At 69.3% G+C, this 19,070-nt stretch carries 16 protein-coding genes; 9 read left to right on the top strand and 7 right to left on the bottom strand.

All coding sequences use genetic code 11. The features are described from left to right. Nucleotides 1-197: 197 nt before the first annotated feature. Nucleotides 198-1,709, top strand: coding sequence for an arabinosylfuranosidase ArfA (gene arfA, locus IEZ11_RS06975; protein ID WP_189261682.1), 1,512 nt, complete (start codon nucleotides 198-200; stop codon nucleotides 1,707-1,709). Between the two features lie 53 nt (nucleotides 1,710-1,762). Here the strand turns inward: arfA and IEZ11_RS06980 are convergent, their stop codons facing one another. After that, the gene (locus IEZ11_RS06980; protein ID WP_189261683.1) at nucleotides 1,763-4,765 is read right to left on the bottom strand and encodes a glycoside hydrolase family 35 protein; all 3,003 of its coding nucleotides are present in this window, start codon (nucleotides 4,763-4,765) and stop codon (nucleotides 1,763-1,765) included. A 73-nt stretch (nucleotides 4,766-4,838) separates the two neighbouring features. Here IEZ11_RS06980 and IEZ11_RS06985 point away from each other — a divergent pair, with 73 nt between their 5' ends. Both IEZ11_RS06985 and IEZ11_RS06990 read left to right on the top strand, forming a co-directional pair. After that, nucleotides 4,839-5,297 carry an RrF2 family transcriptional regulator gene (locus tag IEZ11_RS06985; RefSeq protein WP_189261684.1) on the top strand — a complete coding sequence of 153 codons (459 nt, stop codon included), beginning with the start codon at nucleotides 4,839-4,841 and terminating at the stop codon, nucleotides 5,295-5,297. A gap of 182 nt (nucleotides 5,298-5,479) precedes the next feature. Then, nucleotides 5,480-6,148 (top strand): DUF4360 domain-containing protein, encoded by a 669-nt coding sequence (locus IEZ11_RS06990; protein ID WP_189261685.1) that lies wholly within the window; start codon nucleotides 5,480-5,482, stop codon nucleotides 6,146-6,148. A 70-nt stretch (nucleotides 6,149-6,218) separates the two neighbouring features. On the opposite strand, the gene IEZ11_RS06995 is transcribed toward IEZ11_RS06990, so the two are convergent. Continuing rightward, entirely contained in the window at nucleotides 6,219-7,205 is a 987-nt protein-coding gene (locus tag IEZ11_RS06995) for a GlxA family transcriptional regulator (RefSeq protein WP_189261686.1), read from the bottom strand. Nucleotides 7,206-8,028: 823 nt separating this feature from the next. Here IEZ11_RS06995 and IEZ11_RS07000 point away from each other — a divergent pair. Next, a complete protein-coding gene (locus IEZ11_RS07000; RefSeq protein ID WP_189261687.1) occupies nucleotides 8,029-9,048 on the top strand; it encodes a WD40 repeat domain-containing protein in 1,020 nt (339 codons plus the stop codon). 592 nt (nucleotides 9,049-9,640) lie between these two features. After that, on the top strand, nucleotides 9,641-10,294 hold the full coding sequence (locus tag IEZ11_RS07005; RefSeq protein ID WP_308426459.1) for a hypothetical protein: 654 nt from the start codon (nucleotides 9,641-9,643) through the stop codon (nucleotides 10,292-10,294). Nucleotides 10,295-10,307: 13 nt separating this feature from the next. Here the strand turns inward: IEZ11_RS07005 and IEZ11_RS07010 are convergent, their stop codons facing one another. The 4 genes from IEZ11_RS07010 to IEZ11_RS07025 form a co-directional block, all read right to left on the bottom strand. Further along, entirely contained in the window at nucleotides 10,308-11,075 is a 768-nt protein-coding gene (locus tag IEZ11_RS07010; RefSeq protein ID WP_189261688.1) for a transposase, read from the bottom strand. Nucleotides 11,076-11,125: 50 nt separating this feature from the next. Continuing rightward, nucleotides 11,126-11,665: a hypothetical protein gene (locus IEZ11_RS07015; RefSeq protein WP_189261689.1), complete on the bottom strand. Its 540-nt coding sequence runs from the start codon at nucleotides 11,663-11,665 to the stop codon at nucleotides 11,126-11,128. Nucleotides 11,666-11,982: 317 nt separating this feature from the next. Then, on the bottom strand, nucleotides 11,983-12,285 hold the full coding sequence (locus IEZ11_RS07020; protein ID WP_189261690.1) for a DUF397 domain-containing protein: 303 nt from the start codon (nucleotides 12,283-12,285) through the stop codon (nucleotides 11,983-11,985). After that, nucleotides 12,282-13,235 carry a helix-turn-helix domain-containing protein gene (locus IEZ11_RS07025; RefSeq protein ID WP_189261691.1) on the bottom strand — a complete coding sequence of 318 codons (954 nt, stop codon included), beginning with the start codon at nucleotides 13,233-13,235 and terminating at the stop codon, nucleotides 12,282-12,284. The genes IEZ11_RS07020 and IEZ11_RS07025 overlap by 4 nt, the downstream gene beginning before the upstream one ends. On the opposite strand from IEZ11_RS07025, the gene IEZ11_RS07030 reads away from it, so the two are divergent. Further along, a complete protein-coding gene (locus tag IEZ11_RS07030; protein WP_189261692.1) occupies nucleotides 13,234-13,698 on the top strand; it encodes an ATP-binding protein in 465 nt (154 codons plus the stop codon). The two genes, IEZ11_RS07025 and IEZ11_RS07030, sit on opposite strands and share 2 nt — an antisense overlap. 54 nt (nucleotides 13,699-13,752) lie before the next feature. On the opposite strand, the gene IEZ11_RS07035 is transcribed toward IEZ11_RS07030, so the two are convergent. Next, nucleotides 13,753-14,511 carry an intradiol ring-cleavage dioxygenase gene (locus IEZ11_RS07035; RefSeq protein ID WP_189261693.1) on the bottom strand — a complete coding sequence of 253 codons (759 nt, stop codon included), beginning with the start codon at nucleotides 14,509-14,511 and terminating at the stop codon, nucleotides 13,753-13,755. 268 nt (nucleotides 14,512-14,779) lie between these two features. On the opposite strand from IEZ11_RS07035, the gene IEZ11_RS07040 reads away from it, so the two are divergent. The 3 genes from IEZ11_RS07040 (at nucleotide 14,780) to IEZ11_RS07050 (ending at nucleotide 18,912) form a co-directional block, all read left to right on the top strand. Beyond that, on the top strand, nucleotides 14,780-15,700 hold the full coding sequence (locus IEZ11_RS07040) for a UTP--glucose-1-phosphate uridylyltransferase (protein ID WP_189261694.1): 921 nt from the start codon (nucleotides 14,780-14,782) through the stop codon (nucleotides 15,698-15,700). A gap of 303 nt (nucleotides 15,701-16,003) precedes the next feature. Further along, nucleotides 16,004-17,245: a 4-hydroxybenzoate 3-monooxygenase gene (locus IEZ11_RS07045; RefSeq protein ID WP_189261695.1), complete on the top strand. Its 1,242-nt coding sequence runs from the start codon at nucleotides 16,004-16,006 to the stop codon at nucleotides 17,243-17,245. Between the two features lie 56 nt (nucleotides 17,246-17,301). Then, nucleotides 17,302-18,912, top strand: coding sequence for a methyltransferase (locus tag IEZ11_RS07050; protein ID WP_189261696.1), 1,611 nt, complete (start codon nucleotides 17,302-17,304; stop codon nucleotides 18,910-18,912). Nucleotides 18,913-19,070: the final 158 nt, after the last annotated feature.

The following is a 19,070-nucleotide window of genomic DNA, read 5'->3' on the forward strand; positions in this document are numbered from 1 at the left end:
CGCCGGACCCATTGACGCGGGGGTGCTTCGATTTTACGGTCCCGTTCGGGGTTACGAGCGTGAGCCGATATACCGAACAAGAGTCGCGAGTGCGACGGATCCCGAAGGTGAGGACAGGCAGGGGCGACGAGGATGACAACGGAACGCCCAGCCACCCGCACCCGCCCACGAAACACCAGGCCCCCGAAAGGCGAACATTGCGCACCGCCCGCTTCACCCTCGACCCCGCCTTCACCATCGGCGAAGTCAACCCCCGTCTGTTCGGCTCCTTCGTCGAGCACCTGGGCCGCTGTGTCTACACCGGCATCTTCGAGCCGACCCACCCCACGGCCGACGCCGAGGGCCTCCGTACGGACGTCCTCGACCTGGTCCGCGAACTCGGCGTCACCACCCTCCGCTACCCCGGCGGCAACTTCGTCTCCGGCTACAGGTGGGAGGACTCGGTCGGCCCGGTCGAGGACCGCCCCCGCCGCCTGGACCTCGCCTGGCGGTCGACGGAGACCAACCGCTTCGGACTCGCCGAGTACATCTCCTTCCTGAAGAAGGTCGGCCCGCAGGCCGAGCCCATGATGGCGATCAACCTCGGCACGCGGGGCGTGGCCGAGGCCCTGGAACTCCAGGAGTACGCCAACCACCCCTCCGGCACCGCCCTCTCCGACCTGCGGGCCGCGCACGGCGACAAGGACCCCTTCGGCATCAAGGTCTGGTGCCTGGGCAACGAGATGGACGGCCCCTGGCAGACCGGACACAAGACGGCCGAGGAGTACGGCCGTATCGCCGCCGAGACCGCCCGCGCCATGCGCCAGATGGACCCGTCCGTGGAACTGGTCGCCTGCGGTTCCTCCAGCCAGTCCATGCCGACCTTCGCCGAGTGGGAGGCGACGGTCCTCGCGGAGACGTACGACCTGGTCGACTACATCTCCCTGCACGCCTACTACGAGCCCCAGGACGGCGACCTCGACTCCTTCCTGGCCTCCGCCGTCGACATGGAGTCCTTCATCGAGAACGTGGTCGCCACCTGCGACCACGTGGGCGCCAGGCTGAAGTCGCAGAAGAAGATCAACCTCTCCTTCGACGAGTGGAACGTCTGGTACACCTCGAGGTGGCACGAGATCGAGAACTCCGCCGCGCGGGACTGGTCCGAGGCCCCCCGCCTCCTGGAGGACAACTACAGCGTCCTGGACGCGGTGGTCTTCGGCTCCCTCCTCATCGCCCTGCTCCGCCACGCCGACCGGGTCACGGTCGCCTGCCTGGCCCAGCTGGTCAACGTCATCGCCCCGATCCTGACGGAGCCCGGCGGCCCGGCCTGGCGCCAGACGACCTTCTTCCCCTTCGCCCAGGCGTCCCGGTACGGCCGGGGCCAGGTCCTGGACGTACGGGTGGACTCACCGACGCACGACACGAAGAAGTACGGCGAGACGAGCCTGCTGCACGCGACGGCGGTCAGGGCCGAGGACGGCACGGTCACGGTCTTCGCCGTGAACCGCAGCCGGACCGAGGCGCTGCCGCTGGAGGTCGCCCTGAGCGGACTCGGCCTGACGTCCGTGGCGGAGCACAGCGTCCTGGCCGACGAGGACCCGGACGCCCGCAACACCCTGGAGGAACCGGAGCGGGTGGCACCTCACCCGGCAGCGGGCACGACGCTGACCGACGGCACGCTCACGGCCGTTCTCGAACCCCTGTCCTGGAATGTGATTCGACTGGCGTGAGCGCCCCGTAGGGGGCGCGGGGAACTGCGCGACCAGCCCCCACCGGCCCGCAGCTAACGACCGGGGGAGTCCACCGAAGCCAGTGGAACTCCTCCGGCCGCGCTCCCCAGCAGCTCCAGCCGCACGACCCCCGGCCCGAACTCGCTCGTGCCGTCCGAGAGCACGGCCAGCGCCAGCGTGTTCTCACCCCGGGTCCGCAGGATCCCGCTCGGCAGCACGAACGTGTGCTGCGGCCCCACGTCGTTGACGTACTGCCCGAGATTCCACCCGTTCAAGAAGATCTGCACCCGGTACGCCCGCGCCGGGTCGTCCTCCAGCACCAGCCCCACCGACGCGTCCACCCCGGCCGACACGGACAGCCGGAACCCGGTGCGGTACCAGGTGACGCCCATCCCCTGGTCGGCGCGCGGAAGGACGGCCGTCTCCCAGCCGCCGTCCGCGAACCCGGGCAGATGCCACCCCTTCCGCTCCCCGTACAGCCCGCCGTTGTTCATCGGCCCGCGCACCGGATCCGGAGCGGTGGCCCCCTGGATCCGCCAACTCGCCTTCGGTGACGCTCCCTTGAAGGAGACGGCGGTCAGCCCGCGGGCCGCCTTGTGGGTGTCCAGCGACCCGCCGTCCATGTCGTGCTGCATCCGCCGTACCAGCACGGACAGCACATGCGACCGCCTCTCCCGCTCCGTCTGCGTCCTCGCCTGCTTCTTCAGGTGCAGCTCGGCGACGGAGAGTTCGGCCGTCGCGGCCCAGGTCCCCTTCCGTACCGTCTTCGCGTCCGGCACCGGCATCCGGTGCGAGCCCAGCGGCTCCCCGTCCAGCCAGGCCATCAGCATGCCCTGGGTCCCCGTGCTGTAGGAGAGGGAGACCGACTCCAGGTCCGACAGGTCACCCTCCACCCGGCCCCGGTACCAGACGTCCCCGTAGTGGAAGCCGTAGTCGTCGGCGAAGAGCACCGGCCGGTCCGCCGGGACGGCCGTCGTGCTGAACGACGTCACCTTGTCGGCGACCGTCCACGCCGAGTCGTCGAAGCCGGCCGCCGACTCGGGGTTCTCGGTCTTGCGGCGCCAGCCGGTGAGGGCCGGCGGCGCCGGCCGCGGCGCCCCCGGCATGTCCGCCAGGGCGACCAGGCTCTCCGAGAGACTCACCCGGGTCTGCACCGGCTGCCCGTTCCAGGTGACCGAGGTGATCCCGCGGGGGCCCCAGACCTCCAGGCCGGTCGGCCCGACCGTGTCCCCGGTGAGCTGGACGACCGACCCGCTGACCTTCGCGTGGCGCAGCAGTGCCGGGCCGTAGACGAGGACCGTGCCGGACGGGGTGTCGCGCGGGAACAGCCGCAGCGATGTCGCGTCGTCGGCGAAGAGGAGCAGCAGCGGGGTGTCGCTCTCGCCGCGCTGGACCAGGACCCGGGTGAGCCCGCCCTGCCCGAGCGGCGCGGTGACGTGCAGGACGTCCTGGTCGTAGACCCAGGCCGCCTCGGCGTCCAGGCGCTGGACGAAGGGCTCGCTCGGGCATTCCAGCACCAGGTGCGCCATCTCGCCGTACCGGCCGGTGAACAGGGCCACGTCGTAGCGGCCGGCGGTGAGCACGAACATCGGCTGGGCGGTGCAGTAGCGCAGTTTCCGCTTGCCGAGGGAGAGACCGGTGGTGACGAGCCGGGCGTCGTGGGCCGGGACGGTCAGCTCGACGTCGTCCCCGGCGGCCGTCCGGAGCGTGGAGGTGACCTCGTCGGCGCCGTCGTTGCGCAGGACGTAGACGTGTGCCTGGGTGTCGGGGTTGGTGAGGTGGTACGCCTTCAGCCCGGTCACGTGCACGTCGGCCGCGCGGTCCAGCTTCGCGAAGTCCGGGACGCGCTGCAGGAGGTGGCCGAGCTGGTGCATCGGCGCGATCTTCGGCGTGACGTTGCGGGCCTCGTCGATGGCCGCGCCGTAGTCGTACGACGTGTAGACGACCGGGGCCGGCAGCCAGCCCCAGGTGGTGCCGCCGAAGGTCATGTAGACGTTGTGGAGGGTGAGGCCGTTGGCGAGGTTGGTGAGGTAGAAGCGGCGTTCGTAGGCCGCGTCCCGGGTGCGCCGGGACTCGGCGTAGCCCTTGCCGCCGAACTCGACCCCGCCCCACGGATCGAACCAGCCGCCCCCGAACTCCGGCACGAACCCCGGCGTGCGCGGGCTCGCGGTCGCCCCGCCCTTGAGGCCGCCGATCCCGAAGTCGCCCCAGTCCGGCGGGGGCTGGGAGGGCGACGGATAGCCGTCGAAGCCGTACAGCCACTTGCCGGTCTCGCCGCCGGTGTCGAAGGAGCCGGGGATCCAGTAGCCGTTGCGGCCCTTGTCGTTGTGGAAGAGGGGGACGTCGATGCCGTCGGCCCGCACCTTCCGGTACAGGTGGGACATGTAGGCGGGGCCGGTCGGGTCGGCGACGTGGCCGTCGTACTCGTTCTCGATCTGGTAGAGGAGGACGCTGCCGGCGCCGTCCGTGTACTGGTGGCGGCGCACGATGCCGTTGACGGCCGTCAGCCACTCGTCGACATGGCCCAGGTAGGTCGGGTCGGTGGAGCGGGCGGCGCCCTCGGTGGCGGTGAGCCAGCCGGGGAAGCCGCCGGCGTCGACCTCGGCGTTGATGTAGGGGCCGGGGCGCAGGATGACGTAGAGCCCGGTCTCGGCGGCCGTGCGCAGGAACAGGTCCAGGTCGCGGACGCCGGTGAAGTCGTATCTGCCGGGCGCGGGGGAGTGGTAGTTCCACGCCACGTAGATGCTGACCGTGTTGTAGCCGTGCGCCCGCATCTTCTCCAGCACGTCCCGCCACAGGGACGGGCTCGGGAGCCGGAAGGGGTGCAGTTCGCCGGACCAGACCACCAGCCGCCGGCCGTCGACGAGAAGGGAGTGGTGGTCGTGGCCGATCGTGTGCCGCTGCCCGTCGGCGTGCGGCGGGGCCGGGGCGGGCCCGGTCGGCACGCTGCGCGCCGCGTACGCCGCGGGCGCTCCGGGGCCGCCGCTGCCGCCCAGGGCGAAACCGAGCGCGGTCGAGCCGGCGAGGGCACTGAAGGTACGTCTGCTGAGCGCCAAGGGATCCTCCCGGGCGATCTTACGGGGCGCGGGTCCGGCCATTGTCCATGGGAGGACGCCCCACAATGGACGCATGAGGATCTCGGCACGAGCGGATTACGCGGTACGGGCGGTACTGGAGCTCGCCGTACGGCAGGGTGACGGCCCGGTGAAGGCGGAGCAGATCGCCGGTGCACAGGAGATTCCGCACAAGTTCCTGGAGGGCATTCTGGGCGATCTCCGGCGTGCCGGGATCGTCGACAGCCGGCGTGGCGGGGGCGGCGGCTACCGGCTGGCGCGGGAGGCGTCCGCGATCACCGTCGCGGACCTGATCCGCGCGGTGGACGGCCCGATCGTCTCGGTACGGGGGGAACGCCCGACGGGTCTGGCCTACACCGGCACCGCCCAGCCGCTGCTGCCCCTGTGGATCGCCCTGCGTGCCAACGTCCGCAAGATCCTCGAAGGCGTCACCGTGGCGGACATCGCGGCGGACGCCCTCCCGGATCCGGTCCGCGAACTGGCGGCGGAACCGGCGGCCTGGGAGAACCCCTGAGTCTTCGGTGAGGTGTGAAATCCGGTGGTGTGAATGGCCGGAGTTCGACCTGACGGGTTCATGCCATGGTTCCTACGATTCGAGCGCCCCGGGCTTCACAGGAAACTCACAGTTTCTTCAAAGTTGAACCGTGGAGGCCGCGGGTGCAACCCCCCACTCGAATCACCCGAACTGGAGAAACCATGGGACCCAGGAGACACGGCCTCCTGCTCGGCGGAGCGCTCGCCGCGCTGCTCACCGCCGGGTTGCCCGCGCAGGCCAGCGCCTCGTCGTCGCCGGTGTTCGACGACCCGCCGCCGGACAAGATCGTCATCAACGTGGCCACCGTCAACGGCTCCGGCTGTCCGGCGGGCACCACCGCCGTCGCGGTGTCCGAGGACAACGAGGCCTTCACCGTCACCTACAGCTCCTACCTCGCCCAGGCCGGCGGCTCCTCCGACCCCACCGCCTTCCGGCGCAACTGCCAGCTCAACCTGGTCGTGCACGTGCCGGGCGGTTTCACCTACGCCATCGCCAGCGCCGACTACCGGGGCTTCGCCTCGCTCCAGCCGGGCGCCACCGGTACCCAGCGCGCCTCGTACTACTTCCAGGGCTCGTCCAACACGGCCGCCGCGAGCCACCCCTTCAGCGGGCCCTACGACGACAACTGGCAGGCCACCGACACCACCGACTGGGCCCAGCTGGTCTGGGCGCCCTGCGGGGTGCAGCGCAACTTCAACATCAACACCGAGCTGCGGGTGACCGCGGGCAGCGCGAACCCCGGCAAGGTCAGCTTCATGACCATGGACTCCACCGACGGCGAGATCAGCACCGTCTACCACCTCGCCTGGAAGCAGTGCCCCGGCAAGTAGGCCGCCGGCCCGGCCCGGCGCGACGCCTCCCGGTGACGGGACCTCGCGCCGGTGACGGGACCCCGCTCGCTCAGACCCTGGCCGCCGCCGTGGCCCGGAACGTATTCCGGTACGCCTGCGGGGAGACGCCGATCGCCGCGTGCAGGTGCTGCCGCAGCGACGTGCCCGTGGCGAACCCCACCTCGGCCGCGATGCGGTCGACCGACAGCTCGCTGGTCTCCAGGAGGTCGCGGGCCCGTCGTACCCGCTGCTGGATCAGCCAGCGCCCCGGGCTGGTCCCGGTCTCCTCCTGGAACCGGCGGGCGAAGGTGCGCCGGCTCATCCGGGCATGCTCGGCCAACTCCGCCAGCGCGAGCGGCCGTTCCAGGTTCTCCAGGGCCCATGCCCGGGTGGCCGCGGTACCGGTGGCGCCCTCTTCCGGCACCGGCAGGTCGATGTACTGCGCCTGGCCGCCCTCCCGCCACGGCGGTACGACACACTGCCGGGCCACGCTGTTGGCGACCGCGCTGCCGTGGTCGGAGCGCACCACGTGCAGGCACACGTCGACGCCGGAGGCCGCCCCGGCCGAGGTCAGGACATCCCCGTCGTCGATGAACAGCACGTCCGGATCCAGGGCGACCCGGGGGAACATCCGCCGGAACCGCGGCGCCAGCGCCCAGTGCGTCGTGGCCGGCCGCCCGTCGAGCATCCCGGCCGCCGCGAGCGCGAACGCGCCCGTGCAGATGGACACGATCCGGGTCCCGGGCCGGATCCGCGCCAGCGCGGCGGCGACCGGCTCGGGCAGCTCCGGCGCGATCCGCGCCATGTCGTAGGGCGGCACGACCACCGTGTCCGCGCTCTCCAGCGCCTCGGGCCCGTGCCCGACGGTGACCGTGAAGTCGGCGTTGGTCGCCACGGTGCGGTCCTCCGTCGCCGCGCAGGTCACCACGTCGTAGGCGCCGGGAACACACGTGAACACCCGGTTCGGGATCCCCAGCTCGAACGGGTAGACCCCGTCGAGGGCGAGCACCACGACCCGGTGCGGACGGACGGGCAGGAAGCCGATGGCTACAGACATGGCACGATTCTATCGGTCGACAAAAATCGCGCCGCGAACCCGGGCGGGCTGTGAATCAACTGTGCTCACATCGATCCGCCTTTGCGTTTTCTTTCTCTTTCGGGAGGGCGCATTCAGGCCGCGCCTTGTTGGGTCTTCGTGCGGCGTGCGAGTGGGCTCGCGAGGGGCTCGGCCGGGCTGTTGGCGGCCAAGGGGGTGCCGCGTGCTCTTCGTGGCCGTGATCGACCTCGGCTTCTTTGCGATTTGCCGATGATTCGCCTGCCCTGGGAATTGAACCGCCTCGCTGAAGGCGATCGGTGAGCTGATTCTCCATAGCAACTCCCTGGGTGGATCGCGTCACGTTCCCTCCCCTTTCCTCGCGATGTGCCTTGTGTCCGATTTTGGTGAGGGTGGGGATAGGGCGGGTCGGCTCAAGCGAAGTGGGCTCGGGTTCACCCTCTTTGAGAGGCCAAACGAATGGGGAACACGCCGATATGGTGGCGGAAAGATATGGTGAAAACGAGGCGCTATAAAGAGCAGATCTGGGCGGTAAGATCACCATGGTGCAGAACGCGTACGTCGCCACTCGCGTATGCAGCCCCGCACGCGCAAAGGCTCTCGCAATATTCCTAGGCCTCGGGAAACAGGAATCTCCGGAACTTCAAGACGCAAATAGCATGTTGGGTGATGAGGTAGTGGACCAGAGATACCTAAGAAGGTCGAGAATATCCCTCGGACTCAAGCCCAACCGGGGTGCTGCGATGCAGGCGGTAACCGACTCATTGGGGTCGGTCGCTAGCCCTCAGGGCATGATCGAAGAGGGGGTCGAGGAAGGAGTCGAAAAGTGAGCAGGCAATCAGCTGGCCTGACGATGGGTGCGTTTATGGTAGCCTTTTCTGATTCAGGCTTGCAGGGGGGGCTCGTGGTGAGAGCAGTTGAGGTGTTGACCGTCGAGACGGGATACTCGAACGCGGTGCTTCCACTAGCGGTGGCCGGCGGTAACGGGGCGGATGTCCTCATCTCGATATCGGGCGGGACGCCCGAAATTAATCGGTGGGATCTCGGCAACTTTGCATCGTTGTGGTGCTCCACGGAAGAGCTTCCGGGCTATAATAGCGCGGTTCTTGCCGGGCTCTCGGGAGGGCAATGCATTCTGGCCGTATCGACAGAGGAAGGCGTCGAGCGTTGGAATGCCCTCACCGGGGAACCATTGGAATGCCTCGAATCTACTACGATTTGGGGCATGGAAGTAGCCGCATTTCCGGACGGCCGTGCAGCACTTCTAGGTGCCGGCCAAAATTGCGCCGTCTATCGGTGGGACATCGCGAGCGGCGAAGAATTGGGAGCGCCGCTACTTGGTCACACTTCTTCCGTGCTGACTGTGGGGCTCGTTCGCCGGTCGGCGCAAGAGGCTGTCATCGTATCCGGAGATGATGCCGGTTATCTGAGGCGGTGGGACGCAACCACCGGCGCCCCCATCGGGCTTCCGATCAAAGGGCATACCTCTGCGGTGAAAGCGATTTCCTGTCTGGGTATGGTTGATGGCAGGAGTCTGTTCGCTTCGAGCGATGCTACTGGCGATATTTTCCGCTGGGATGGGGAGACGGGCGAACGTGTCGGCAATCCGCTGGCGACCGGGGTGGACGTACATCGTTTGGCCACCGCTTGTCCCGGAGGTATTCCACTGCTTTTCGCTGCGGGAAACCAGGGAATCATTCGAACGTGGCATGCGTATACGGGTGAGAGGATAGATTTCCCGCTTTCTGGGGTGTCGATCACCGCCTTTGATCAGGTCGACGGGAGCGCGTTTATTGCGGTCGGTACAGTGCAGGGTGAGATTATCGTCTATTCCCTGTCGGGATGATTTGATACTTCCAGCGACTGCCTCAACGGCGCGCGGCGTTGACTGGCATCGTATCGGCGGTGATTTGTGCGATCCAAGAGCGAAGGGTGCATTCATTGGAAAGGGTTGGAACGTCCAGCAATGGATTCAGAAGGTCGTTAAGAACAATCCGGCGCAGGAAAATGGCGAACGTGATGGATACGTCTACCAGGGTGGGGTCAATGCTGGACCTGATGGTGTCGGGATTCTGGGCGAGATGCAGAGTTGCGGACTGGCCTCCAATAGGGCCTATGGCATCAAAGTAGTACTCAATGGTGACGGAAGCCTAAGGGCCGCCCGCCCGATTGGTTAGGATTCCATCCGGTTCTTTTGCTATACTTGCCGCCCTCGCCTTGACCAGGTGTGGGCGGTTGGCAATGTGCTGTAGAAGTGGTGTGTCCATGAGAGCTGATAGCCCTGCCGGACTTCTTTCCGGCAGGGCTTCTGGGGTGTTTGACACCGAGGGCGCCGCGTCGGCTTAGGGCTGTCCTGTAACGGCAGGGGATGGCTCTGGTACACAGTCGTGAGGGGCGGGGCGGCCGAGGTTCGGAAGCTGCCCGCCTACTCTGGAGCTGTGCAGCAGTCTCGGGCTTTGTCGAATGGTTCTGATGTCCTGATGGCGGCGTTCCCGTCTCGGCTTGCCGGGGACGTGCAGAGTGTTCTGGCTGTCATGCCCTTCGCCGCGGTCTCGCCGGTTGAGCCCTTCCGCGTTGAGGTGCAGGGCGAGACGGTCACCATCCCCTCACGGATCTACCATGGCGAGCCGGACGCTGACATGGAGGGTTCCCTCACCGGGACTCAGCAGCTGATCTTGCATTGTTTGTACTCCCGGCACAGTGACGGCAGGGTTCGCCAGCGCCGTCTCGGACGGATCGTGGCTTCAAGGGAGCCATGGGTGGCCCCGTTCGTGGTGCAGCTGGCCGGCGAGTACGTTGTGGAGATCCTGGAGGTGATCCGCAAGGGGCTCCCCGGACTCGATGTCCCCAACTCCTCCGAGTGTGGCCTATATGGGGAGTTCATCGCCCGCAACCCTTCGTTCTTCGCTCGGACGGAGCGGCGCGTGGTGAGCTACTGGGACTGCTACTACCGATGGAAGTACCCGGTGTTCGGCACGTATCCGGGAAGCATCCTGGCCGAAGCGTTCCGGTCCGCCGCGTCGCAGCAGGTCGGCGCACCGTGGCCCCGGCATACGCCGCCCCCGCTGCTGGCCGCAGGCCGGCCTGCCTGAGACCCGTCTTCGCTTACCCGGTGAGCGCAAGGTTGTGCAGGCGAGCGATGCCGAGCATGGCGTGGTACACACCGTCGCCTTTGAGACGGCAGTCGCGGAGGATCTTCCATTCCTTCATACGGGCGAAGACATGCTCGACGCGGGCTCGCACCTGTTTGTGAGACTTGTTGTGGGCTTGCTTCCAGGCAGGCAATTCCACACCCTTGCGCCGCCGGTGCGGCATCACGAGCCCGGTGCCCAGGTAGCCGCCGTCGGCCATCGTCAGTGTTCGTCCGACAGCGGCTTCGGCGCCGGACTCGGCCCACGCCTTGCAGTCGTTGCGGTTGCGCGGCAGTGGGCGGCCGACCACGACGACCAGACGGGTGCCGGCGTCGATGACGACCTGGTGATTGGTGGAGTACCGATAGTTCTTCGACTGCTCCGCGACCGTGTGGTCGCGAATGGGGACCAGGGTGCCGTCCACGATGAGTACGGTGCCGACGCGGAAGCGCTGCCGTTGCTTGAGTGCCAGCAACGGCCCAACGTGGTCGATGATGCGGTCGGCAGCTGACTTGGAGATGCCGAACAGTGGGGCAAGCTGGCGCAGTGTCAGGTTGGTCCGCCAGTACGCGGTGACCAGCAGTACCCGGTCTTCCAGCGGCAGTGACCAGGGACGCCCTCGACGAGTCAGCTCAGCACCTTCTCGGCGCAACATGGCGATCAGTCTGCGGAAGTCGCGACGTTGCAGCCCGCTGAACGGGGCTATCCAATGCGGTTCCGATGCCGTGATCACACCAGCCACGTGAAGAGATCGTTCCACACCTGTGGACCTCGGAAAGCCGCGAATCAGCCTCAGCGGCTCTCCCCTGGCTCCACGGAACCCACCTGTTCCATGCGCCGGATCTCCCGCTCTGCCGCTTCCAAGTGCCCGAGGTCGAGGGCCATCGCGGCACGCCCGGCGACGTAGAAGATGTCCTGGCGGATCCGACAGCCCAACCCCGGTTGCCGACACAAGGCCAGGAACCCCACCTCAAGACTGAGTTCGATGCGGCCCATCTCGTCCCGGATACGGACCGGGAGTGCAGCGTGCCGGAGATCCTTCGCGTAGTCACGCGTCTGGCGGTCGGCCTCGTCAGGCCGGGCTTCCACGGGACGATAGGGGTGATCGGCCCACTCCGTGTCAGCCCAGCAGACGAGTTCGTCCAGGTACTCCGAGGCGACCACCACATCCGGGGGCGAGGCGGAGAGGGCCGCCTCCGCGCCGGCAACCAACTGGGCGAGACGACGTCGCGCGTCGTCGTCCCCCGCCACGCACATCGCGACGAAGCCCGACAACACATCGAGCCTGCGCGCCACCTCTGCCCGCTGCCAGATCTCGTACAGTCCCGCCATCCACCGTTCCCTCGCCGACCGACCGCATCACCGCGCCCCGAACCCTATGACGCCCCCCCGCTAACGGGTCCAACGGTTTTCCCGGGCTCAGCGAACGAACCTCATGCCGACTCGGTGCGGCGCACGGTCTCCACTCACGGCCGTGTGTCCGCGAGCGAGGGCTTCTTGATCGTTGCGGGACAGCCCATTGGTAGGGCCCTACGTACGCCCTGCGTCGCGCCCGGGGTCGGCGTCGCGATGGCGCCCGTCGGCGGGAGGGTCCGAAGGCGAGTGGGCAGTGGTGGACAGAGGCCGGTCGAACGCTGCTCCGCGTACTGTCACCTTCCGGCGTGCGTGAGGAAGCCGGCCCAGGCGTCCGGGGAGACGGTGAGCTGGGGGCCCTGGCGGTTCTTCGAGTCGCGGATGTGGATGGTGGCGGGGCGGGTGCCGACGTCGACGCAGTCGCCGGAACCGCCGATGCTGTAGACCGACTTGGGCCAGGAGAGGGACACCTCGACGCAGTTGTCGCCGGAGGCGCTGCTGTAGCTCGACTTGTGCCAGGAGAGGGCGACTTCGACGCAGTCGCCGTCGCCGCCACTGCTGTAACTGCTCTTGAACCACGACAGGTTGCTGGTGCTCATAGGTCCCCTCGCATCCGCTGCAACAGGCTCCGGGAGTCTTCCAGCGTAAGGGCCTGTGAGCGCATCCTGGCATAGCGCTGCTGGAGGATGCTCACTTCCTTCGGGTCGGACACGAGCAGACCGCCGCGTTGCCCTTCGCAATAGGCGAACCACTTGTTCTCCGGGGACTCCATAAGCTGCACGGGACCGTCGAGCCCCGCGTGTGACTCCCGTACCGTGGGCATGACCTGGATCTCGACGTTCCGCAGCTCCGCCAGCCGCAGTACGTGATCGATGAGTTCCCTGGCGACCTCCGCTCCACCCGTCCGGCGCAGGAACACCCCCTCCTCCAGGATGAAGCTGAACGCAGTGTTGGGGCGCCCGCGCAGTAGTCGCTGCCGGTCGGCTCGGGCCAGCCACTGCGCTTCGATCTGTTCGTCGTCCAGCGGCGGCAGTTGCTGGGTGAACAACGTCCGCGCGTATGCCTCCGTCTGTAACAGCCCTGGAAGCAAACGGCATTCGTACGTGTACAGCGTGATCGCCGAAGCCTCCATCCGCGCCCACCGCCGAAACCACGCCGCCAACCCCGGCTGCCGAGCCACATGTCCCGCCGCCCGCCGTAAGGCCCCCGTGTTGCCGAGGGCCTGTTCCGCCGCCTCCACGAAGGACTCGTCCGGCATGCGGCGGCCCAGCTCCACCGATGCCACCGTGTGTTTCGAGAACCGCACCCGTTCGCCGAACTCCTCCCTGCTCAGCCCGGCGTGTTCGCGCAACGCCTGGACCACCGCCCCGAAGGTCCGCAGACTGTCCGACGACTCCGGCTCCGCTCCATCGCCCACGTAGGCCACCTCCCGCTCGCCATGGTGACGTTCGGTCACCGGTACGGTCCAGTCGGTGACCGCGTACGCGGGGCCGGCGTACACGGCTCCCACCTGGAGAACTGCCTGCTCCAGGCGCCAGATTGGGGGCATGGACGCACCTCCCACCGTCGTCACCGTCAGTCGAACACTCGCCCAGCGGCTCAGTGGCACCCCGCGTGGTGCCCGGCTCGCGAGGCATCTCGCCGTCGCTCAACTCCACGCGTGGGGTGGCCGGTTCGCGGCGGCGGAGGTGATCGACAAAGTGGAGGTGATCGTTGCCGAGCTGGCCGCGAATGCCGTGACGCACGGGCGGGTGCCGGGGCGGGACTTCGAGCTGCGGCTCTCGGTGGTGACGGGGAGCGTGCGGGTCGAGGTCAGCGACACCCGGGCCGAACGGCGGCCGCCCGGCCCCCGGGACCTGCGGCCGTCGGGGCCGCTGGACGCCGGTGGGCGCGGGCTCGTGCTCGTGGACGCGCTGGCCGATCGGTGGGAGGTGCTGGAGCGGGACCGCGACGGCGCACCGGGCAAGACCGTACGGGCCGAGGTGGACCTGCCACCGCGTCGCAGACCCTGAACCGGGCCCCGGGGGACGGGCGCGCACCTCGTCGTCCCCCGGGGCCCGGGTGCGTCAGCCGGAGACGCCGAGGGTGAGCGTGCCGGTGTAGCCGGCGGTGGTGGAGCCGGTGACGGTCAGGAGGCCCGAGGAGGCGCCCCCGTCGTCGTAGATCCCGTCCTGGGCGAGCGTGGTGCGGGTGACCGTGTTGGTCGAGTAGGGCGAGACCGCCGCGACCGCGGTCGTGATGCTCTCGTTGATGAAGAGCTGGCCGGTGTGCAGGGTCGACCCGCCGGTGAAGGAGCCGTCCGAGGTGAGGGTGACGCCCGTGTGGACCTTCACGTGGATGTGGATGCAGCGGCCCCGGTACCAACCCGGGTAGATGGTGGTGATGTTGGCGACGCCGCTGGAGTTGGTGAGCACACCGCCGCGCAGGAAGGTGCCGTCGTCGGACTCGTTGTGGCCGTTGTTGCCGACGTAGCCGGAGTACTCGCCGAGCGCGTCGCAGTGCCAGATCTCCACCAGCGCGTTGGGGATGACGGTGCAGGCGGAGTTGACGACGGTGAGGGCGAGCTTGAGCGTGATGCCCGACTTGCCCTCGGTGATGTCGGTGCGGACCAGCGCGCCGTCGAGGTAGTAGGGGCCTTCGGTCATCTCCTCCGTGAGGGTGCAGACCGCCGCCGCGGCGGCCGGCCGGAGGTCGGGGGCGGCGGCGGCCGCGGGGGCCTCGGTCGAGACCGCTGCGCCTACGGCCAGGGCGGCGGCGGTCGTTCCGGTGGCGACGAGTACGGTACGGCGGCCGACGGGGCGGGCGCCATCTGAGGTGTCTGTCATGGACACGGCACCGTAGGAACGGTGTCTGTCGGCAGGCTGTCAGTTCCGTAAAGTGAGCATCCGTCAAGTCGTCGGTTCGGACAGTCGGATCGACCGTCGCTGTTCGACAGTGCGGACGACGGACGGACGGTCGCGCATGGGCCGTACCCCGCACGCGTCGCCGTCGCCGTCGCGCCGGATTCGGCCTCGAAGGCGGCCGGCTCCCGGACGCCACAGAGTCCGTTGGTAGCGTCCGCGTACCGCATGCCGTCCGACCGAGAGAGACCTGATGTCCCCGACGATCCGCAGGGCCGTGATCCCGGCCGCCGGACTGGGCTCCCGCCTGCTGCCCCTGACCAAGGCCACGCCGAAGGAGATGCTCCCGGTCGGCGACAAACCGGTGATCGAGCACACCGTGCGCGAGCTGGTGGACTCGGGCATCACCGACATCACCATCGTCGTCTCGGGCGGCAAGAGCCTGATCCAGGACCATTTCCGGCCCAATCCGGGGCTCGTCGAGCAGTTGCGCCGCGACGGGAAGACGGCCTACGCGGACGCCGTCGAGGAGGTCGCCGAGCTGGCCCGCAGGGGGCACATCACCTACCTCGACCAGTACGGCCCGTACGGCAACGGCACCCCCGTGCTGAACGCCGCCCGCTCGTTCGGCGACGAGCCCGTCCTCGTGCTCTGGCCCGACGACGTGTTCGTCGCCGAGGTGCCCCGCGCCCAGCAGCTGATCCGGGCCTACGAGCAGACCGGCTGCCCGGTGCTGGCCCTGCTGCCGATGGACTCCGCCGACTCCCAGCGCTACGGCGTGCCCATGGTCAAGGAGGACCTCGGCGACGGCCAACTGCGCATCACCGGCCTGGTCGAGAAGCCCGCGCCCGCCGACGCGCCGTCGCCGTACGCGGCCATCGGCGGCTACGTCGTCACCCCCGGCATCATCGACGAGCTGCGCGAGCAGACCCGCCGCTGGTACGAGCACCGCACCGGCGAGGTCTACCTGACCGACGCCATCAACGCCTACGCCGCCAGCCGGGCCGTGTACGGGCAGGTCATCCAGGGCCGTTGGTACGACACCGGCAACCCCGCCGACTACCTGGTCGCCCAGATGGCCTTCGCCCTCGCGCACCCCGAGTACGGGCCCGTGCTGCGCGGTCTGGTCAGCAGGCTCGACGAGGGGCAGGGCGAGGCGCGGCGTACGGTATGATCGTTATCGAGCTGGTCGCCGCAACTCACGGTGGCTGGTGCTGCGTTGGTGGTCCAAGGAAAGACGCTCCGCTTCCTGCGGGGAAATGCAGGTGCAAGGCCTGCCCGGCGCTCGATCCGGTGCCCGTCCGTATCTCGATGCGGACGGGCACCGCTCTGTTTTCCCCTGGTTCTCCGCCTGATTTCCGGCGGCTCCCGCCATCCCGGCAACCCTTTAGGGGTAATTAGTCCGCTTCTGCGGCTTGTGCTGGTGATTGGGCTGATATGAAACCTTCTGGACAGAGGGCAACTCCAGGGGTGGGGCATGGCAACAGCACAGGTCGGTGTAGTGATCCTCGGCGCCGGCCCGGCAGGGCTCGTGCTGGGGAACCTGCTGCTGGACCGCGGCATCGACTGCGTGATCCTGGAGCGGCGCGACCGCGTCGCGGTGGAGGGCCGGGCCCGTGCCGGATTCCTCGCCGCCCACTCCGTACGCGTGCTGACGGAGCACGGCCTGGCGGCCGGCCTGCTGGCCCGGGGGAAGACCCACACCAGCTGCCTGTTCCGCAGCGACCGCGGTGAATTCACCCTGGACTACGGCAAGTCGGGCCTCGGCGAGCCGCACACCGTCTACCCCCAGCAGGAGCTCGTACGGGACCTGATCGCCGAGTACCTGCGGCGCGGCGGTGAGATCCGTTTCGGAGCCGAGGCCGAGGAGGTGGCCGAGGATGCCGCCGGGGGCCGGGTACGGGTACGGGTGCGCGGCGGCGCGGACGTCACCGGGCGGTACGTCGCCGGCTGCGACGGACACCGGGGGACCGGCCGCGCCGCACTGACGGCCCGCGGCACCCGGACCGCCCGCTGGGACCACGGGGTCTCCTGGCTGGCCGTGCTGGCCGCCGCCCCGCCCAGCCTGGAGGCGGTCGGATACGCCCTGCACGAGCGCGGGTTCGCCGGTCACATGGCGCGGACCGCCACCGTCACCCGCTACTACCTCCAGTGCCCGCGCGGCACCGATCCCGCCGACTGGAGCGAGGACCGGATCTGGGCGGAACTGGCGACCCGGCTGCGGACCGCCGAGTTCGGGCCGCTGCGCCACGGTCCCGTCCTGGAGAAGGCGGTCGTCGACCTGCGCTCCGACGTCCTGGAGTCCCCGGGCGCCGGACGGCTGTGGCTGGCCGGCGACGCGGCCGGACTCATCAGCCCCTCGGCCGCCAAGGGCGCCAATCTCGCCGTGCTCCAGGCCGAGTTGCTGGCCCGCGCCCTGGAAGGGGCCCTGGCGCACGGCGACCGGACCGGCCTCGCCCGGTACGCCGCCGACTGCCTGCCCCGCGTCTGGCGCGCCCATGAGTTCTCGCACTGGATGAGCGGCCTGCTGCACGGCCCGGCCGACCCGCACCGCGAGGGCACCGACTCCGGCACCGGCACCGACTCCGGCACCGACTCCGGTACCGGCGAAGGCGACGCGGCCCGCTACGGGCGTGCCCTGCAGTACGCCCGCCTGGAGAGCCTGCGGACCTCCCGCACGCACCAGGACTTCTTCGCCGAGAACTACACCGGCATCTGACCCCCGGGGCCCATCGTCCCCGGTTCTTCCTGCCCCACGATCACCGGGAATTCTTCATGAACCTCTCCGTCGTACAGGCATGTCTGACGGAAACCGACCTGACCCGGATCCGGCGCGCGGCCGAGCACGTCCGCGACCACGACACGGACCAGGTCCTCGCCGGGCTGCTGCCCGGCCTGACGGCCGACGAGCGGACCGACGCCGCCCGTCACCTCGGCTACGACCACACCGCCGTCCTGGTCTTCCCCGCCTCCCTCGACGGGCTCCGTGACGAACTGCGCGGCGCCGGTCTCGACCCGGGCCCGGTCGCACCGAGCGTGGTGGTGCGCGGGCGGCTGGCCCGGCGCTACGGCGCCGCGGTCGGCGACAGCCCGGTCGGGATCGTGCACGTGCCCGTGGCCGGACGGAGCGTGGAGATCTTCGCGCTGCCGGTGCCGCCCGGCTCCCCGCTGGAGGCCGTCGCCGCCGACGAACGCGCCACGGAGCACGAGTCCCACCACGCCTTCGCGGTGACCGCGCCGGGCCGGGTGATCCCCGCGGGCCTGCGCACCCTGCTGACGGAACGCGGCGGCGCGGTCCCGGACGGCGGCGGCTACAACAACCACGAGAACGTCACCGTCCTCTACTTCCGCACCGCCGGCCACCTGCGCTTCGAGCTCCGCCTGCCCGGCCGCCAGGAACCCCTCCCCGACCCCGCCCTCGCCCTTCTCCGCGTCATGACCGGCGCCTGGGCCACCCAGGCCGTCCGCACCATGGCCGAGCTGGGCATCGCCGACCACCTGGCCGGCCACCCCGCCCTGGACACCACCGCCCTCGCGACCCTCACCGACACCGACCCCGACGCCCTGCAGCGCCTCCTGCGCTACCTCGCGACCCTGGGCCTGGTGACGTCCTCGCCCGACGGCACCCACCGCCTCACGGCCCTCGGCGAGCCCCTGCGCACCGGTACCGAGCACTCCCTCCACCCCCTCGCACTGCTCTACGGCGGCCCCTTCTACGACTCCTTCGCGGGGCTCCCGTACGCCGTCAGCACTGGGCAGGAAGCTTTCGCCCAGCGCTTCGGCAAGCACCACTTCCGGCACTTCGCCGAGCACCCCGAACTCGGTGACCTCTTCCACCGGTCGATGGCGGCGAGCGCGGAGATGTTCACGCCGGTGCCGGACCTGGTCGACTTCTCCGGCGTACGACGCGTGGTGGACGTCGGCGGCGGCAACGGCGCGCTGCTGGGCCGGGTGCTGCGGGCCCACGGACACCTGGACGGCGTCCTGCTGGAACGCCCCGAGGCCCTGGCGGCGGCCCGCTCCCACCTGGCCGACCTGGCCGGCCGCTGCACCTTCGTCGAGGGCGACTTCACCGACTCCGTCCCGGCCGACGGCGACGTCTACCTCCTGTCCCGCGTCCTGCACGACTGGGACGACGAACGCTGCCTGACCATCCTGCGCCGCTGCGCGGCGGCGATGCGCGAGGGCAGCCGCCTGCTGGTCGTGGAGCGCCTGCTGCCCGGCGACACGGCGGCGGCCTGGGACATCCACATGCTGTGCAACGTGGGCGGCCGGGAGCGGGAGGAGGCCCACTACGGGCGCCTGCTGACGGAGACCGGCTTCAAGCCGACGTCCAGCCACCCCCTCCCCCTCGGAGCCGCACTCCTGCACGCCGTGCGGCTCTGACCGCGCCCCGCTGGCCGCACGGTTCGTCCACCGCGGGCCGGTGGGGGCTGATCGCGCAGTTCCCCGCGCCCCCAAAAGACAGGGGGGTTGCACGAACGCCCCTTCAGGAGCGCAGGGAACCGCGCGACCGGCCAGGCGTCCCGTACCCCCGTGGATCA

Origin of the sequence: Streptomyces fuscichromogenes, from assembly GCF_014645815.1 — a bacterium.
GTDB lineage: Bacteria > Actinomycetota > Actinomycetes > Streptomycetales > Streptomycetaceae > Streptomyces > Streptomyces fuscichromogenes.

Bases quoted from the DNA above. Each gene is read 5' to 3' on its own strand.
- IEZ11_RS06985 (WP_189261684.1), top strand. From the start codon at position 4,839: ATGAGGATCTCGGCACGAGCGGATTACGCGGTACGGGCGGTACTGGAG.
- IEZ11_RS06990 (WP_189261685.1), top strand. From the start codon at position 5,480: ATGGGACCCAGGAGACACGGCCTCCTGCTCGGCGGAGCGCTCGCCGCG.
- IEZ11_RS06995 (WP_189261686.1), bottom strand. From the start codon at position 7,205: ATGTCTGTAGCCATCGGCTTCCTGCCCGTCCGTCCGCACCGGGTCGTG.
- IEZ11_RS07015 (WP_189261689.1), bottom strand. From the start codon at position 11,665: ATGGCGGGACTGTACGAGATCTGGCAGCGGGCAGAGGTGGCGCGCAGG.
- IEZ11_RS07020 (WP_189261690.1), bottom strand. From the start codon at position 12,285: ATGAGCACCAGCAACCTGTCGTGGTTCAAGAGCAGTTACAGCAGTGGC.
- IEZ11_RS07030 (WP_189261692.1), top strand. From the start codon at position 13,234: ATGGACGCACCTCCCACCGTCGTCACCGTCAGTCGAACACTCGCCCAG.
- IEZ11_RS07025 (WP_189261691.1), bottom strand. From the start codon at position 13,235: ATGCCCCCAATCTGGCGCCTGGAGCAGGCAGTTCTCCAGGTGGGAGCC.
- IEZ11_RS07035 (WP_189261693.1), bottom strand. From the start codon at position 14,511: ATGACAGACACCTCAGATGGCGCCCGCCCCGTCGGCCGCCGTACCGTA.
- IEZ11_RS07040 (WP_189261694.1), top strand. From the start codon at position 14,780: ATGTCCCCGACGATCCGCAGGGCCGTGATCCCGGCCGCCGGACTGGGC.
- IEZ11_RS07045 (WP_189261695.1), top strand. From the start codon at position 16,004: ATGGCAACAGCACAGGTCGGTGTAGTGATCCTCGGCGCCGGCCCGGCA.
- IEZ11_RS07050 (WP_189261696.1), top strand. From the start codon at position 17,302: ATGAACCTCTCCGTCGTACAGGCATGTCTGACGGAAACCGACCTGACC.